General features: G+C 35.7%; 17 protein-coding genes and 1 riboswitch. Of the genes, 14 read left to right on the top strand and 3 right to left on the bottom strand.

Annotated elements, in window-relative coordinates; genetic code table 11:
• Positions 1–55 precede the first annotated feature (55 nt).
• From Q5O30_RS09715 to Q5O30_RS09705, 3 genes are read left to right on the top strand one after another with little or no spacing between them, the layout of a single operon-like run.
• Entirely contained in the window at positions 56–934 is an 879-nt protein-coding gene (locus Q5O30_RS09715; protein WP_021953557.1) for a RimK family alpha-L-glutamate ligase, read from the top strand.
• A gap of 10 nt (positions 935–944) precedes the next feature.
• On the top strand, positions 945–1739 hold the full coding sequence (locus tag Q5O30_RS09710) for a RimK family alpha-L-glutamate ligase (protein WP_021953556.1): 795 nt from the start codon (positions 945–947) through the stop codon (positions 1737–1739).
• Positions 1740–1760: 21 nt separating this feature from the next.
• The gene (locus Q5O30_RS09705; RefSeq protein ID WP_021953555.1) at positions 1761–2321 is read left to right on the top strand and encodes a DUF5662 family protein; all 561 of its coding nucleotides are present in this window, start codon (positions 1761–1763) and stop codon (positions 2319–2321) included.
• Between the two features lie 28 nt (positions 2322–2349).
• Here the strand turns inward: Q5O30_RS09705 and Q5O30_RS09700 are convergent, their stop codons facing one another.
• Positions 2350–2811 carry a GtrA family protein gene (locus tag Q5O30_RS09700; protein ID WP_021953554.1) on the bottom strand — a complete coding sequence of 154 codons (462 nt, stop codon included), beginning with the start codon at positions 2809–2811 and terminating at the stop codon, positions 2350–2352.
• A gap of 219 nt (positions 2812–3030) precedes the next feature.
• Between Q5O30_RS09700 and Q5O30_RS09695 the strand changes: the two genes are divergently transcribed.
• From Q5O30_RS09695 to Q5O30_RS09680, 4 genes are all read left to right on the top strand, one after another.
• Positions 3031–3672 (top strand): rhomboid family intramembrane serine protease, encoded by a 642-nt coding sequence (locus tag Q5O30_RS09695; RefSeq protein ID WP_021953553.1) that lies wholly within the window; start codon positions 3031–3033, stop codon positions 3670–3672.
• Positions 3665–4081: an HIT family protein gene (locus tag Q5O30_RS09690; protein WP_021953552.1), complete on the top strand. Its 417-nt coding sequence runs from the start codon at positions 3665–3667 to the stop codon at positions 4079–4081. The genes Q5O30_RS09695 and Q5O30_RS09690 overlap by 8 nt, the downstream gene beginning before the upstream one ends.
• Positions 4082–4114: 33 nt before the next feature.
• Complete coding sequence (locus Q5O30_RS09685) at positions 4115–4843, top strand: DUF4367 domain-containing protein (protein ID WP_021953551.1); 729 nt, start codon at positions 4115–4117, stop codon at positions 4841–4843.
• Positions 4844–4937: 94 nt separating this feature from the next.
• Positions 4938–5390, top strand: a complete 453-nt coding sequence (locus Q5O30_RS09680; RefSeq protein WP_021953550.1) for a hypothetical protein — start codon at positions 4938–4940, stop codon at positions 5388–5390.
• Positions 5391–5525: 135 nt separating this feature from the next.
• On the opposite strand, the gene Q5O30_RS09675 is transcribed toward Q5O30_RS09680, so the two are convergent.
• Both Q5O30_RS09675 and Q5O30_RS09670 read right to left on the bottom strand, forming a co-directional pair.
• Positions 5526–6590: an undecaprenyldiphospho-muramoylpentapeptide beta-N-acetylglucosaminyltransferase gene (locus tag Q5O30_RS09675; protein WP_021953549.1), complete on the bottom strand. Its 1065-nt coding sequence runs from the start codon at positions 6588–6590 to the stop codon at positions 5526–5528.
• A 20-nt stretch (positions 6591–6610) separates the two neighbouring features.
• Complete coding sequence (locus Q5O30_RS09670; protein WP_021953548.1) at positions 6611–7963, bottom strand: LCP family protein; 1353 nt, start codon at positions 7961–7963, stop codon at positions 6611–6613.
• A 298-nt stretch (positions 7964–8261) separates the two neighbouring features.
• Here Q5O30_RS09670 and Q5O30_RS09665 point away from each other — a divergent pair, with 298 nt between their 5' ends.
• From Q5O30_RS09665 to Q5O30_RS09635, 7 genes are all read left to right on the top strand, one after another.
• Positions 8262–9641: an exopolysaccharide biosynthesis polyprenyl glycosylphosphotransferase gene (locus tag Q5O30_RS09665; protein ID WP_021953547.1), complete on the top strand. Its 1380-nt coding sequence runs from the start codon at positions 8262–8264 to the stop codon at positions 9639–9641.
• Positions 9642–9769: 128 nt separating this feature from the next.
• Entirely contained in the window at positions 9770–10384 is a 615-nt protein-coding gene (locus Q5O30_RS09660) for a nucleoside recognition domain-containing protein (protein WP_021953546.1), read from the top strand.
• Between the two features lie 60 nt (positions 10385–10444).
• A riboswitch (cobalamin riboswitch) is annotated at positions 10445–10630 on the top strand.
• Positions 10631–10659: 29 nt separating this feature from the next.
• On the top strand, positions 10660–11757 hold the full coding sequence (locus tag Q5O30_RS09655) for a DUF4430 domain-containing protein (RefSeq protein ID WP_021953545.1): 1098 nt from the start codon (positions 10660–10662) through the stop codon (positions 11755–11757).
• A gap of 117 nt (positions 11758–11874) precedes the next feature.
• Positions 11875–12363 carry a DUF4430 domain-containing protein gene (locus Q5O30_RS09650; protein ID WP_021953544.1) on the top strand — a complete coding sequence of 163 codons (489 nt, stop codon included), beginning with the start codon at positions 11875–11877 and terminating at the stop codon, positions 12361–12363.
• Between the two features lie 26 nt (positions 12364–12389).
• Positions 12390–13229 carry an energy-coupling factor transporter transmembrane component T gene (locus Q5O30_RS09645; RefSeq protein WP_370553118.1) on the top strand — a complete coding sequence of 280 codons (840 nt, stop codon included), beginning with the start codon at positions 12390–12392 and terminating at the stop codon, positions 13227–13229.
• Positions 13202–14842 (top strand): ABC transporter ATP-binding protein, encoded by a 1641-nt coding sequence (locus Q5O30_RS09640; RefSeq protein ID WP_021953542.1) that lies wholly within the window; start codon positions 13202–13204, stop codon positions 14840–14842. Before Q5O30_RS09645 ends, Q5O30_RS09640 begins: the two co-directional genes overlap by 28 nt.
• The gene (locus Q5O30_RS09635) at positions 14821–15495 is read left to right on the top strand and encodes an ECF transporter S component (RefSeq protein WP_021953541.1); all 675 of its coding nucleotides are present in this window, start codon (positions 14821–14823) and stop codon (positions 15493–15495) included. Before Q5O30_RS09640 ends, Q5O30_RS09635 begins: the two co-directional genes overlap by 22 nt.
• The last annotated feature ends 81 nt before the right edge of the window (positions 15496–15576 follow it).

Below are 15576 nucleotides of genomic sequence, written 5' to 3'. Positions count from 1 at the left end.
GATGTTATGGGGAAATAATTACAAAACATTTAGTATAGAGAAAAGAGGAACATACATGAAAAAAGGATGGCTTATAGTAAATGGTTATCTTAAGAGCAAAAAGTTTGATGAAATATATGCATGGCTTTTAAAGGCGGCAGAGGAAGCAGGATGTGAACTGAGAATATTGGAAAATGACAGGTTAGATTCCATACTTCCGGCAGATTCTTCAAAGGTAAACTGGCGGGAAAAACCTGATTTCGTTATTTTCTGGGATAAGGATGTGAAACTGGCAAGGCTTCTTGAGGCAGAAGGCTTTAGGGTTTTTAACAGTGCAGATGCCATAGAAATCTGTGATGATAAATCACTTACCTTTATAAAACTAAAAAACACAGATATAAAAATGCCGAAAACCTACTGTGCACCTATGACCTTTGAAAAAGAATATTCTGATTACACCTTTGTACTTCAGGTAGAGGGAAGCCTGGGATATCCTATGATTATCAAGGAAAATAAAGGCTCTTTCGGGGAGCAGGTGTATAAGGTGGAAGATTACTATGAGGCTGTGGAGCAAATAAAGAAAATCGGTGGCTGTGATTTTATTATGCAGGAGTATATAGAAAGCTCTAAAGGTCAGGACGTAAGAATACATGTAGTGGGAAATGAGATTGTTACGGCAATGAAACGTGTTAATAAGAATGATTTTCGGGCTAATATAACTAACGGGGGTTCAATGGAAAAGTATCAGCCAACTAAAGAACAATGCGAAATGGCACTTAAAGTATGCGAAAAATTAGGATTGGATTTCGCTGGGGTTGATATAATGTTTGGAAAAAATAGAGAACCGGTTTTGTGCGAAGTAAATTCCAATGCCCATTTTAAAAACATTTATGACTGCACAGGTGTAAATGTGGCAGAAAAAATTATTGATTATATTTTAAAGAAAATTAATTAATGGAGTTGCAATGAAAGGGTACATTATTTACAATACAGAGGATTTGACTAAAAATAAAAGATTTATTAAATTTATCACAGAAACACTAAATGAATATAATATAGATGTGGAATTGGTTATTATTGACAGGGTGGAATTAGCAGAACTTGAAAATCCTGATTTTGTTATAAACCGTAGTAGGAATGCTGATGTTTCAAGATATTTTGAGGGAAAAAACATAAGAGTCTTTAATAGTGGAAAAATAACGGAAATAGCCAATGATAAAAGAAAAAGTTATGAATATTTAGAAGGAATTGTTCCCTTTATGCCTCTCATGAGTGAAGAGGAAGCAGAAAGTTCAGGAAAGCCTTATATTATAAAGAGCTGCAATGGTCACGGTGGAACCCAGGTTTTTATGGTTGAAAACTTCCAGCAGAAGAATGAAGCTATAAATGAAATGAAGGGAAATGATTTTATTTTCCAGAAATGTTGCTCAGATTTAGGAAGAGATGTACGGGTGTATGTTATTGGAAATGAAATTGTACAGGCAATGGAGCGGACTTCTGCTGAAAGTTTCAAAAGCAATTATAGCTTAGGGGGAAAGGCAGAACCCTATACATTAAAGGATTATGAAATCTCAATGGTTAAAAAAATACTTAATGTTTTGCCAATGGATTACGCCGGAATTGACTTTATTTTTCATAAAGGCAAGGCAGTTTTTAATGAAATAGAGGATGCCGTAGGAGCCAGAATGATTTATGAAAATACTGACATTCATATCGTAAAACTATTTGCAGAGTATATTGCAAGGGAAGTTAGAAAATAAATTTGAAATCAGGAGTGACAGATGAATTTTTGGAAAAGGCTGTTTGGGCATTTTAGAACAATAACGAAACATAGACATAAGGTTATAGCAAACTGTGCAAAAGCAGGAATTTTGTGGCAGGGACTTAGACATGATTTGTCAAAGTATACACCTACTGAGTTTGTGCCGGGAGTGAAATATTATACCGGAAAGCGAAGTCCTAACGAAGGCGAAAGGGAAGAATACGGATATTCCAAGGCGTGGATGCACCATAAAGGAAGAAACAGGCATCATTACGAATACTGGGTGGATTATAATTTGGAAACAAAGAGAAATGAACCGGTGGAAATGCCATATAATTATGTGGCAGAAATGTTTTGCGACAGATTAGCTGCAAGTAAAATCTATAAAGGGAAAAATTACACGGATAAATCCCCACTGGATTATTTTAACTACAGAACACCTCACAGAAGCATCAATTCCAAAACAAAGGAGGAATTGTCAAAACTTCTTGTTATGAATTATGAAAAGGGAGAAAAAGAAACCTTTGAATATATAAGAAAAAGGGTTAAAGAGGAAAAACAACGAAAAAATAAAAGGTAGTCGGAAATTCTCCAACTACCTTTTATTTTTAATCTGCCTGATTTTCTTTATTCTTGAAAATCAACAGCTTACTAAATACATAATTTAAAATAACAACAATTACGCTTACTAAAACTTTACTGAACATTCCGTCAATTCCAAGGAATTTCTGGTTAAGTCCTAATTTAACCAACGCCGGTACTCCAAGCCATTCGATGCAACCGGTTATAAGACGGGCACCTACAAACATGGACATTTCTTTAAGTACAAACTTCAGTTTCCAGCTATAGCTTTCAAAAACCCAGATTTTATTGGTGAAATATGCAAAGATTACACCTGCAATCCAGGCTATAACGTTAGCAACGGCAACTTTTGTAACCTCACCGCTTATGGGAAGTGCCCTGACAGTAACGGCATATACAACCCAGTTCACCAGAGTTGTTAAAACTCCCATAATTAAATACATAATAATTTCCTTATATTGATAATAAAGATTTTTAATAGTCTTCATTGGTTTCCTCCCTAGTTAATGTAGCGCCCCCTCCTTAGGTCGGCGGCAAGTCGTCGGAAACATCTTAATAAATAAACTTCGTTTATTTGGTTTCCGCCTCAAATCAATGTAGCGCATTTTAAAGGCACATACCCCATAATAATACCATAAATTATTTTTGTAAAGTATAATAAAATATGTTATATTAAATGCAGAATAAAGTGGAAAAGGACGCACAGCATGGATAGATATTATTACAATAAAAACGGTAAATTAGTAAACAGAAGTCTGCCATATGTGACAATAGCGCTTATAGTGATAAACGTGGTAATATTTCTGGGGATGGAGCTGATTGGGGACACTGAGGATTCCATGTACCTTTATCAGCATGGTGCAATGTACTGGCCTGGTGTATATGAGGGGGGACAGTGGTATAGACTTATTACCCATATGTTTATTCATTCAGGTCCGGAGCATTTATTAAACAACATGTTTATGTTGGGAATTTTAGGCTACCAGATGGAAAAGGAATATGGAGCTGTTAAATACTTTATAACGTATATGGTTAGTGGAGTAGGTGGAGCAGTATTTTCATCACTTATTGAAATGAAGTTAAATGATGCCCCTGTAAGCATTGGTGCGTCAGGTGCCATATTTGGAATCTTCGGGGTGCTGCTTGTGATAATTTTCAAAAACAGAAGATTAGACGGTAACGGAACTGCAATCAGATTAATTATATTGTTTGTCCTAATGGTATTTGGAAACATGGAAGAAGGCGTAGACTGGATGGCACATTTAGGGGGAGCCCTGATTGGTGTGCTATTGGCTTTTATTTTATACAGACCTAAAAAAAGAAAACAGGAGGAAATTTATTATGGATAATTGTATTTTTTGTAAAATAGCAGCAGGAGAAATCCCATCAACTACTTTGTATGAGGATGATGATGTAAGAGTTATTTTTGACATAGGGCCGGCAACTAAGGGACATGCCCTTGTTATACCAAAGGCACATGTGGCAAATGTTTTTGAGATACCTAATGATTTATTAGGAAAAGCATACTCAGTGGCAAAGAAAATTGCCCAGGCACTTAAGGAAACAACCGGATGTGAGGGAATTAACATTTTACAGAATAATGGGGAAATGGCAGGTCAGTCAGTTTTTCATTTCCACATTCATGTTATTCCCCGTTATGAAGGTGATACTGCCAATATTAAGTGGGAACAGGGAACAGCAGATAGTGACTATTTAAATGAGTTAGCAGGTAAGGTTAAAGAAATTTTAAGCAAATAGCTGATTTTATACATAGGTTACGAGGTACTGAAATTGAAAGATGAAAAAATTACGGAAGATACTTTAAGAAAAGCTTTGTCAGGATATATGAATATAAAGGGACAGGAGATTCTTGATAAAGAGCATTATGATGTTAATGATGGCTTTGCATATCCTGATGAGGAACAGGTTAAAGGCTTTAGAAAAATATGTAACAGAGAATTTAAAAAAATATGGCTTAGAAATGGCATAAAAGCCTTCCCATATAAGGTTGTTACAGCAGTTGCCGTTATTTTGATTCTCATTAATATTTCAATTGTTACAGTACCGGGACTTAGAGAGATAATATTGAATTTTAAAATGTCATCATCTGCAACTAATACCAAAATTGTTAGTGATGACAGTAAAGGTTCAATATACAATGAAGAAAATAGTGAATATTCCATAGGAACAGACAATACATATGAAATTTCATATATTCCGGAGGGATTCACTTTAACAAAATCACAGAGTACAACAAGAATTAAGGATTATGAGTACAGCTGTGGAGATAAGAGTTTTATATTCAGCCAAATGTCAGAAGATTCCACATTACAGGTAGATACAGAAGGCGCAAAGGTGGAATATGTAGACATCAATGGAAATAAAGCATTAGTATCAGAAGAAGATAATTATATAGTCATAACATGGAAAGAGGATGAATACTTCTTTGAACTTTCCGCAAATGAAATTGACAAAGATACTGTAATTAAAATAGCAAAAAGTACTAAAAAATGTAATTAAAAATTGTGCAAACATACAAAAGTAAAATTTTTTTGTTCCGATTTGCCTTTTCGTACGTTGTTAATTATAAGGATGTAGCGAAAGGAGGTAAGTTATGAGAATAAAGAAATTGTTATGTATGCTATTAACCTTGACATTGTTGTTTTCAGGCAATGTATATGCAGATGAAGGCATAGGGGAATCAGGTACAACTACTACAAATCCCGGTGATGTGGAATTACGGTATACCAATATTTCAAGCATAACGTCAGATTTAGCCATATTAAGCAGTGGCACGGCAATATGCACCGGAAGACATGTTATGAAGAAAAACCTTAAGTCTGAATTGGTATTAACACTTCAGCGCAGGTCAACATCTAAAGATGATAGTTTTTCAACTTACAAAGAGTGGACAAAGAGTTGTAGTGGAACAGGTAGCTTTTTATTAGAGAAGAAACCTACTGTTACAAAAGGTTATGACTACAGGTTAAGAGTGGTAGTAAAGGTATATTCCGGTTCAAAAGTTACGGAAGCTGCTGCATGCTACTCAAAAACGGTTACATACTAGGTTGGATATAAAAACAAAAGAAAATACAGACTATACTATTAGAAAGAGAAAATACAGGTATATACCTGAAATAAAAGCAAAAAGAAAACGTGGCTACTGTTTATGACAGGTCACGCTTTCTTTTTGTGTATAATTTTATTTATCAGTTATCTCATTAATTAAGCCTATAATTTTATCAACTCCGCCGGTTCCGGCTGATTTTTCCATGGATTCAATGTAATGTGATTTGTTATCAAAGACTTTATGTACCATGGCAATAAGATCATCTTTTGTTGCCACATCTTCATCTAAAACCTCACTAAATCCCTGCTTCGCATAGGAACGGGCATTTAAAATCTGGTCACCACGACTTACCCTTGCAGAAAGAGGAATAAGAATGTTAGGTTTTTTCAGTGCAGAAATCTCGCATATGGAATTAGCACCGGCTCTGGAAATAATTAAGTCAGCCATTGCAAAGAAATCCTTCATTTCATCACTAATATATTCAAACTGGGCATAACCTGAAGTTCCTACTAATGATTCATCTAATTTACCCTTGCCGCAAAGGTGGGCAATCTGGAAATCAGGTAAAAGTTCAGGAAGGGCTTCTCTTACAAGCCTGTTGACATTTTCAGCACCAAGGCTTCCGCCGGTAACCATAATTACAGGTTTGTTGGCAGTAAAGCCACATTTGTCAAGAGCTGCAATTTTGTCTCCCGTAAATAGTTCCGCACGAATAGGAGAACCAGTATGAACTGCCTTAGCTCCAAGATATTTAGCTGTTTCCGGGAAATTATGGCAAACCTTAGTTGCCTTTTTAATGGCAAGCTTGTTGGCAAGTCCCGGTGTCATATCTGATTCATGTATAATAACAGGTACTTTGTATCTGTTTGCAGCAAAAACCACAGGAACCGTTACAAAACCACCCTTTGAAAAAACAATATCGGGTTTGAATTTCCTAATAATCTTTTTAGCTTCAAAGTATCCCTTAATAACTCTGAAAGGGTCTGTAAAGTTCTTAAAACTGAAATATCTTCTAAGTTTACCTGAAGATATTCCGTAATAATCAAGACCTGCATCTTCCACTAATTTCTGTTCCATGCCACCTTTAGAACCAATGTATTTAATCTCAAAACCGGATTCCTTAAGCTTAGGAAGTAATGCGATATTTGGTGTGACATGGCCGGCTGTACCGCCACCTGTTAATATAATTTTTTTCATTGTCTTACTCCATTAAACATCTATTTATTATATTTTTTTATCTGTTTTTTTATGGCAGAAGCATCGTCACCGTTTAATACCATATTAATAAGGTTTGTGGCGTTGCTTACTGATTGTTCATCCTGTAATACAACGGATTTTGAAGAACCTGTGTATGTTAATGTCTGCCAGGAAGTCTGACCTGTTACGCTGTAGGACATAATATTCCAACCATTGTAATCCTTCTTTGTAGAAAGAGAAAGCTGCATATTAGCAAGGGATGAAATATCAAGGTCTGTTGAAAAACTTCCCTTAATGGCATCAAGAATCTTGTTATAATTAATAAGCATTGTGCCGCTTAATAATTTTTTCTCAAGAGCTTTTAAAACTGCTACCTGGTTTCTGTTACGCTGCATATCACCGTTGGCAAAGGAGTGACGCTCACGGGCATAAGTTAAGGCTGTGGCACCATCCATTTCCATGTTTCCTTTTTTGTAAGTATAAATCTTACTTCCTTCATGCTTTGCGTCATATGATGCATAAGCTTCAGTTGAAAAAGGAATTTCAACATTTACCGTAACTCCCCCCAAAGCATCAATTAAGTCGGCGAAACCTGTAAAGTTTACTTTTGCGTAATGATAATCAGATTTTTTAATATCATATTTGTATAAATACTTTAAGGTATCCATCAAAGCGTCCTGTCCCGGATGCCACTGTACTTCATATGCCCACTGCCAGTCGCTGGATGTCAGGTCCTTGCCGTCCTTGTGGGCAATTCCGTTTCCATAGAGGGTAACGTGGGTCAGCTTATCATAGGACTCAGGAGCGACACTTTTTGCCTGAACAGGAACATAGTAATCTCTAGGTGTTGAAATCATTAAAACTGAATAAGTCTTAGGATTAACAACAGCCAAAATATTAGTATCAGTTCTTGTATTTTCTTTTGAATTCAATTCACCAAAAGTATCTGCTGCAGAAATTACAACAATAAAAGGATCCTTTGACACCTTTGAACCGGACATCTGAGGAATCGGCGCTACTAAATAAATAAGCAGTGACAATATAATAATAACAATTACCGAGATGACCTTTCCAAAAGCAGGAGCTTTGCCTGATTTCTGCAAAAGGAAAAATACAAGACCAAGAAAAACAATAAGAACCCCTATAACTCCCGCAAGTACCGGAGCTGTTAAAAAGGCAAGCTTCTTATACACAATAAGTCCTGTAAATACAATAGATAAAATAAGTTGTATCATAACTAAAATAACGCCCAGGGCTTTTCCACCACCGGATTTACGTTTTTTAGAAGATGACTTGGATAAATTCCTTGTTTCGGAGCGGTAACCATAATCACCGGTTTTGGCTTCAGAAACTCTGTTTTGCTTTTTGCTCATAAAAACCTCCAATTTTAAAGCTACAGATTGGTTACAAATCTGTTTTATCGTAAGATATATCAAATTGTTGCAAAAGTAATTAAAACACAAATTAATGAACAAACTATGTACATAATAAGTGTGTGCTCATTATACTACATAATTAAAAAAAAACAAAGATACAACATAATGGCTAAGGCATAGGACATAGCATTAATTGACAAATAATGTATGCTTTGGTAGAATGATGTTATCTTTGGAGCTGGAGTTGTATTGAAAATATGGTACAAGCCAGCTTATTAGTTTAATAGGAGAAGAAATGAGAAATTCAAGAGCATTTAGAAGAATTATCTATTTGTTGCTTCTTGCAACGGTAATTGCATCCCAAACAGCTATATTTTGGTACTTTTGGGACCATTATTATAGCAGTGGAATGATGCAGGAATTCTTCCGTAAAGGACACATGGTACTTCTTTTTGTGTATGCGTTAATGTTTACTATATTCAGTAACGTATACGGGGCGTTCAAATTAGGAAGTCTCCAGTATTCAAATCTGGTGTTCTCCCAGCTGCTTCCATTGCTGTTTACAAACTTCATTATTTACTTGCAGATTTCATTACTTTCAATGAAAATGGTAAATCCTGCACCAATTATAGGAATGTGTTTTGACAATGTTTTATGTTGTCTTGTATGGTGTGGATTGGCAATGGGCATTTACAAATGGATGTATCCGCCTAAGGACATATTACTTATATATAGTGACAGGGATCCTGATAATCTGGTGAATAAAATAGAAACGCGAAAAGATAAATATATCATAAAAGACTCTATCCATTGTGATGAGGATTCGGAAAAATTGCAGAAGGCAATAAAAAGCCATCAGGCAGTTTTGTTGTGTGACATTCCAAGTGCTAAGAGAAATAAAATAGTCAAGGATTGTTATTTGTATGATAAGAGAGCATATATTACTCCTAAACTGTCAGATATTATCATTACGGGAGCAGGTCAGAATACATTATTTGACTCACCGCTTTTGGTTACTAAAGTTAAGGGACTTAAGTGGGAGCAGGATTTTGTAAAGAGAATTGTGGATATAATTATCGCACTTATTCTTTGTCCACCAACCATATTGGTTACAATACTTGTTGCCATAGGCAATCTGATTTGGGACAGAGGCCCGATTTTCTATACACAGCCAAGACTTACAAAGGATGGTAAGGTGTTTAAAATATTAAAGTTCAGAAGCATGAAGGTTGATTCTGAAAAGGATGGCGCCAGACTTGCAGCAAAGAATGACAACCGCATAACAAAGGTAGGAAAGGTTCTTCGTGCTACACATTTAGATGAATTACCTCAGGTGTTTAACATTCTGATAGGTCAGATGTCAGTTGTGGGTCCAAGACCGGAGAGACCGGAGATTGCTGCTGAATATGAAGAAGAAATTCCTGAATTTAGATTCAGATTAAAGGTAAAGGCTGGTCTTACCGGATATGCACAGGTTTATGGTAAGTATAATACGACACCATATGACAAGCTAAAGCTTGACATGTATTATATTCAGCATTACAAAATGTGGATGGATATACAGCTGATTTTAATGACTTTCAAGATTATGTTCATGAAGGACAATACAGAAGGTGTTGATGAAAATCAGAAAACAGCCAGCATTCATGAAAAAGAAAAAAATCATAAAGATTAAAATATACAAGAGCTATTCCCTTAGAAATTAATGGGATGGCTCTTGTTTTTGTATACTATAAAGCCTGTAACATAAATCCCCAATATTCCATCATATTATTAATTAACAACCATTTAAGAGGTAAATTTATGCTTAATTATATATGGGCATTTATGATTATTATTGGTGTGGTATATGGACTTTTGACAGGAAACATAGAACAGGTGGGAAACGGTGCCATTGAGTCAGCGGAGGAATCGGTTAAGCTGTGTATTACAATGCTGGGGATAATGAGCATGTGGATGGGATTTATGGAAGTGGCACAAAAAAGCGGACTTATAGCAAAGGCTGAAAAAATGTTAGAGCCGGCAATAAAGTGGATGTTTCCGGAACTTCCCGTTAATCACAAAGCACGAACCCACATTACAACCAATATAATAGCAAATATTCTTGGACTGGGGTGGGCAGCAACCCCGGCAGGTCTTAAGGCAATGGAGGAACTTGCAGCAGACCCGGTACCTCAAAAGGGGCGGATAATTCCCGGTCACATTTCCACAAATGAAATGTGTACATTTCTGGTACTTAACATATCATCACTTCAATTAATTCCCGTAAATATGATTGCATACAGAAGCCAATACGGCTCTGCTAATCCCGCATCAATTGTAGCACCAGCAATACTCGCCACAACCATAAGCACAGTGGTGGGAATTATTTTTTGCAAAATAATGTGTAAATGTACCTTAAAGGGAAAAGTAAATTGACAGGAAATAGGGGGGTGTTATAGAATAGGAACGTAAAAAATACATGGAATAACTGTGGTCTGAAGAAAATCCAATACAGATTATGTAAGGGAAAATTTTCAGTTTAAGGGAGGTCCGGTGAAAATCCGGCACAGTCTTTCTCTACTGTAATAGGGACGAAAAAAGCATTATGCCACGGATAAAACCGGAAGGCGCTTTTAGTAGGTTGAACTAAAGTCAGGATATGTCAACACAGTTGTCCGGATTTCGCAGGCAAGGCGAAGAAGGAGGAACAAATGAATAAGATAACAAGGAAATTTTTTGCCATTTTACTTTCATGTATGTTGGTAGTGGCAGGAGTGGCAACGCCGGCTAAAACAACAGATAATACTGTTATTGCTGCTGAGAATGTTGCAAAAACAGGAACTGTAACAATGACTGTTGAGCGAATTACCATAGGTCAGGGATATCTTGTAAGCCCGGTTCAGGTAGAAATCCAGAATGGAGATACAGTAGATACTGTATTTAAGAGAGTTATGGATGCAAAGGGATTTAAGTACGATGACAATGGATACCTTGCAAGCATTGAAAATGCAGATACAGGCAAGATAAACATTCCGGCAGAAATATCTGCAATGCCTGACACAACAGTTTGGGGCAATCCAAATCCTGTTAAAGCACCAACTAACACAGCAAATGATGGAAACTCATACGCAAACAAAGGCCTTGGAAGTTCTTCATATCATACAATGGCAGGCTGGATGTTTACCATAAATAATGTATTTTCTAATGAAGGAGCAGCTTCAACACCTGTTAAAGACGGTGACGTTATCAGATGGCAGTTCTCAGTATATGGTTACGGTGCAGATATTGGAAGCGACACAGAAAGCTATACAGGAATTAAGAAAGTAACCTTTGCTAACAAGGATGAACTTATAAAGGAAGCAGCAACTCTTGTAAATAACAAGACAATGATGAAGGATGCTGATGTAAAGGTAGAATATAACAAAGCAATTAAAGTTCTTGAAAAGTACAATCCTTCAGAGACAGAGGTTAAGAATGAATTAACAAAGCTTAAGAATGTTCAGAAGGATTTTGTAAAGAAAACAACTGTTAAAAAGGCTTCTGTTAAGGGAATTAAGAATGTTAAGGGACTTAAGGCAAAAGTCGCTGTTAAGAAAATCAAAGGTGTTACAGGATACCAGTACAAATATTCTAACAATAAGAAATTCAAAAAGGCGGTAGTTAAGTCTACAAAGAAGAGCACCTTAACAACTAAGAAATTTAAAAAGAATCAGAAATGTTATGTAACAGTTCGTGCTTACAAGAAGGTTAATGGTATTAAATACTATGGAAGATGGAGCAAGGTTAAAGCTGTTAAAATCAAAAAATAAATTATAAAAACATATTAGAATCAGACTTAAATATCGGAAGGAAGTTTAATAAAGTTCCTTCCGATAAACTTTATTATGAAATTAAATTCATGAAATTATGTAAACCAAGGTGAAAAGATGAAATATTATTTAAAAAAGGCAATATTGTTTGTTTTAATTGCTGTATTAAGTTTAATGATTATAGGGTGTGGAAAAAAAGGAACCCCGGATAACAGTGGAAAGAAATGCACAATAATGGTGGAATGTTCCAAAATTTTTGATAATCAGGACAAGCTTGATAAGGCAGTTAAGGATTATATTCCAAAAGATGGAATTATTTTAAAGAAAAAAGAAGTTAGTTTTAATGAAGGGGAAAATGTTTATGACGTTTTAAAAAGAGAACTTAAAAATGAAAATATATTAATGGAAGCATCTTTTACCACAGGAACTGCATATATAGAGGGAATTAATAATATTTACGAATTTTCCTGTGGGGAGCTGTCAGGATGGATGTATTGCGTAAATGGAGAATACCCAAATGTGGGGTGTAGCGATTACAAAATAAAGGATGGAGACAACATTGAGTGGCATTACACCTGTGATTTAGGAGAGGATTTAAAAAATTGACAGATGAATTTTCAAGATTTCACCCGGTGGTGAACATAATCTTTTATATGGTGGTTTTAATAATCACAATGTTTCAAATGCAGCAGGTAATGGTGATTATTTCCACAGTGTGTGCCATAATTTACCATATATATTTAAAAAAACAAAAAAGTGTAAAGTTTTGTATTATGGCATTTTTTATTTTTACGGCCTCGGCAGTAATAAATCCGCTTTTTTCCCATAAAGGGGCAACATTGTTGTTTTATATGTTTACGGGAAATCCCGTAACCTTGGAATCTATAGTATACGGAGTTTTCGCAGCTTTGGTAATAGTAGCCATGATTTTCTGGCTTTCCACCTTTAATGAAATAATGACTGAGGATAAAATTCTGGCATTAATAGGAGCGATAATGCCATCAGTGGCGTTGCTTTTAACTATGATTTTCAGGTTTGTGTCAAAATTTACAAAGAAAATTAAGGAAATTTCCATGACCCACAGGGCTCTTAAAGGGGAACCGGAAGGGTTCTTTAATAAAATAAAGTCAAGCCTTCATATTTTTTCCATTACCATAACATGGGCGTTGGAAAATTCCGTGGATACGGCAGATTCGATGACGGCAAGAGGATATGGATGTGCTAAAAGAACTAATTACAATAATTATAGAATAGAAAAAAGAGATATTTTATTAAGCCTGTGGATGATAATATTATTTGGGGTGGTTATAAGTCGGTGGGCAGCAGGAGATTTGTACACCTATTATTATCCTTTTGTTAGGACAAAAGGGCAAATTATGGTTTACGTGGCATATATACTTTTGTGTGTTACCCCTATGGCGGTAAATATTTTGGAGGGCATAAGATGGCGCAGATTGAAATCAAAAATTTAACATTTTTCTACCCGGATATGGAAAAGGGAGAATATTTGGAAAATCCTGCTTTATGTAATATTAATCTGGAGATACATAGAGGGGAGTTTATGGTTATATGCGGTCAGACAGGGTGTGGAAAAAGTACACTTTTGAGAACCATAAAGCCTACTATATGTCCTAATGGAAAAATAACGGGAAATGTTTTGTATAATGGCATCAATATAAAGGATTTAAAGGAGAGGCAGCAGGCAGAAAAAATAGGATTTGTTATGCAAAATCCTGATAATCAGATTGTGACAGATAAGGTGTGGCACGAGCTGGCTTTCGGTTTGGAAAATATTGGCCTTAAATCTGAAGAAATAAGACAGAAAACCGCAGAAATAGCAGAATACTTTGAATTGACGGATTTGTATTATTTAAAGCCTGATAAATTATCAGGAGGACAGAAGCAACTGCTTAATTTAGCAGCAGTAATGACCATGAATCCGGAAATTTTATTGTTAGATGAGCCAACTTCCCAGTTAGACCCCATTGCAACGGAAAAGTTTGTAAGTATGTTAAAAAAAATCAATGAAGATTTAGGTGTAACCATTATTATGTCGGAACATCGGTTAAGTTATGTTTTGGATATGGCGGATAAACTGGTGGTTATGAATAATGGAAAAATCATGGAATGGGGAAATCCTTTAGAAATTGCAGATAAAATCAAAAATCAGAAGATTTCTAAGCTTATGCCTTATGCTACGAGAGTTTATTATGAATGTGGCAAAAAAGGTACTCCCCCTGTTTCCATAAAAGATGGAAGAAAATGGCTTGAAAGGGAATTACAGGATAAAGAACCCCCCACTGACCGGTCAGACAGGAAGGGGGATTCGTCAAAGGGGAAATTCATTCAGGAAAATCATAAAGAAGCAGATATTAATAAAAAAGAGATGGCAATTACCTGTAAAAATCTGTGGTTTAGGTACGAAAAATATGAAAGAGATATAATAAAGGGACTGTATTTTTCCGTAAAAAGAGGTGAAATATTTGCTATTCTAGGAGGAAACGGAACGGGGAAAAGTACAACAATGTGGCTTTTATCCGGGGTGAAAAAGCCTTATCGCGGAAAAATTACCAAAAAGGGAAAGGTGGCATTGCTTCCTCAAAGCGTGCAAAACCTCTTTAGCAGGGACAAGGTTTCTAAGGAGCTTGAAGGTTGTGAGAACAGTCTAATAGAAGAAATGGAAATTCAGGATATATTAAACAGGCATCCCTATGATATAAGTGGAGGGCAGCAGCAAAAGGTGGCGCTGGCAAAGATTTTAATGGAAAATCCTGATATACTTTTGTTAGACGAGCCTACCAAGGCAATAGATGAAGTTTATAAAGAAGAACTGGGAAACTTGTTAAGAAAATTAAGTGCTGACGGCAAAACAATTATTATTGTAAGTCATGACTTGGATTTTTGTGGTGAGTACGCAGACAGATGCGGAATGTTTGCCGATGGAAAATTAATAGCAGTAAATAATAGCAGAGATTTTTTTACATCAAACAATTTCTACACTACTACAGTGGCAAAAATGTCAAGAAGCACCATTAAAGGTGCAGTGAAAATGGAGGATATTGTATGTTATCTGAAAAATGTATAATGCATACTGCCTCAATAGATATATATGGATTAATGATGAGAGGGTATTATTTCACGTCAATGTGCATTATTGTCATATCCATATTTATATTCCTGTGGTCATTTGAAAAAAGAAAACCAAAAACCAGAGAAATAGTGACACTGGCAGTTATGACGGCATTAGCTGTGGTGGGAAGGCTGGCGTTTTTTATGACACCTCAGGTAAAGCCATGTGCAGCCATTATTATAATAACGGGAGTCATGTTAGGAAGGCAGTCAGGATTCTTATGTGGAGCCCTTACGGCTTTTGTATCAGGATTTTTCTTTGGGCAGGGCCCGTGGACACCGTGGCAGATGATAGCCTTTGGCATAATCGGCTTTTTATCAGGAGTTTTATTTTCAAAAAAGAACATAAAGTATGCTTACAATAAATGGATAATTTCCATATACGGTTTTCTGGCAACCTTTGTTATATACGGATTTATACTGGATACAGCCACGGTTTTTATGTATACTGATACCCCTAAAACAGAGACTTTTGTGGCAACATATTTAAGCGGGATTGGGTTTAATTTAATTCATGCAGTTTCCACTTTTGTGGTATTATTTTTAATTTCAAATGCCACCATAAAGAAGCTGGAGCGGTTGAAAATTAAGTATAAAATGTTTAGTTAAGGTCTGGTAAAAAAAAGACGAAAAAAGTTGAATAAACAATAATAAGGTGTTATTATGATACGGTGTGAAATTTGATAAAAG

It is taken from the genome of Eubacterium sp. CAG:161 (assembly GCF_000432355.1).
Taxonomy (GTDB): domain Bacteria; phylum Bacillota; class Clostridia; order Lachnospirales; family Lachnospiraceae; genus Eubacterium_G; species Eubacterium_G segne.
The sequence above is the reverse complement of the archived record's forward strand: the minus strand, read 5'-3'. Positions and strand labels throughout refer to the sequence as shown.

Bases quoted from the DNA above. Each gene is read 5' to 3' on its own strand.
- Q5O30_RS09715 (WP_021953557.1), top strand. From the start codon at position 56: ATGAAAAAAGGATGGCTTATAGTAAATGGTTATCTTAAGAGCAAAAAG.
- Q5O30_RS09710 (WP_021953556.1), top strand. From the start codon at position 945: ATGAAAGGGTACATTATTTACAATACAGAGGATTTGACTAAAAATAAA.
- Q5O30_RS09705 (WP_021953555.1), top strand. From the start codon at position 1,761: ATGAATTTTTGGAAAAGGCTGTTTGGGCATTTTAGAACAATAACGAAA.
- Q5O30_RS09700 (WP_021953554.1), bottom strand. From the start codon at position 2,811: ATGAAGACTATTAAAAATCTTTATTATCAATATAAGGAAATTATTATG.
- Q5O30_RS09695 (WP_021953553.1), top strand. From the start codon at position 3,031: ATGGATAGATATTATTACAATAAAAACGGTAAATTAGTAAACAGAAGT.
- Q5O30_RS09690 (WP_021953552.1), top strand. From the start codon at position 3,665: ATGGATAATTGTATTTTTTGTAAAATAGCAGCAGGAGAAATCCCATCA.
- Q5O30_RS09680 (WP_021953550.1), top strand. From the start codon at position 4,938: ATGAGAATAAAGAAATTGTTATGTATGCTATTAACCTTGACATTGTTG.
- Q5O30_RS09675 (WP_021953549.1), bottom strand. From the start codon at position 6,590: ATGAAAAAAATTATATTAACAGGTGGCGGTACAGCCGGCCATGTCACA.
- Q5O30_RS09670 (WP_021953548.1), bottom strand. From the start codon at position 7,963: ATGAGCAAAAAGCAAAACAGAGTTTCTGAAGCCAAAACCGGTGATTAT.
- Q5O30_RS09665 (WP_021953547.1), top strand. From the start codon at position 8,262: ATGAGAAATTCAAGAGCATTTAGAAGAATTATCTATTTGTTGCTTCTT.
- Q5O30_RS09660 (WP_021953546.1), top strand. From the start codon at position 9,770: ATGCTTAATTATATATGGGCATTTATGATTATTATTGGTGTGGTATAT.
- Q5O30_RS09655 (WP_021953545.1), top strand. From the start codon at position 10,660: ATGAATAAGATAACAAGGAAATTTTTTGCCATTTTACTTTCATGTATG.
- Q5O30_RS09650 (WP_021953544.1), top strand. From the start codon at position 11,875: ATGAAATATTATTTAAAAAAGGCAATATTGTTTGTTTTAATTGCTGTA.
- Q5O30_RS09640 (WP_021953542.1), top strand. From the start codon at position 13,202: ATGGCGCAGATTGAAATCAAAAATTTAACATTTTTCTACCCGGATATG.
- Q5O30_RS09635 (WP_021953541.1), top strand. From the start codon at position 14,821: ATGTTATCTGAAAAATGTATAATGCATACTGCCTCAATAGATATATAT.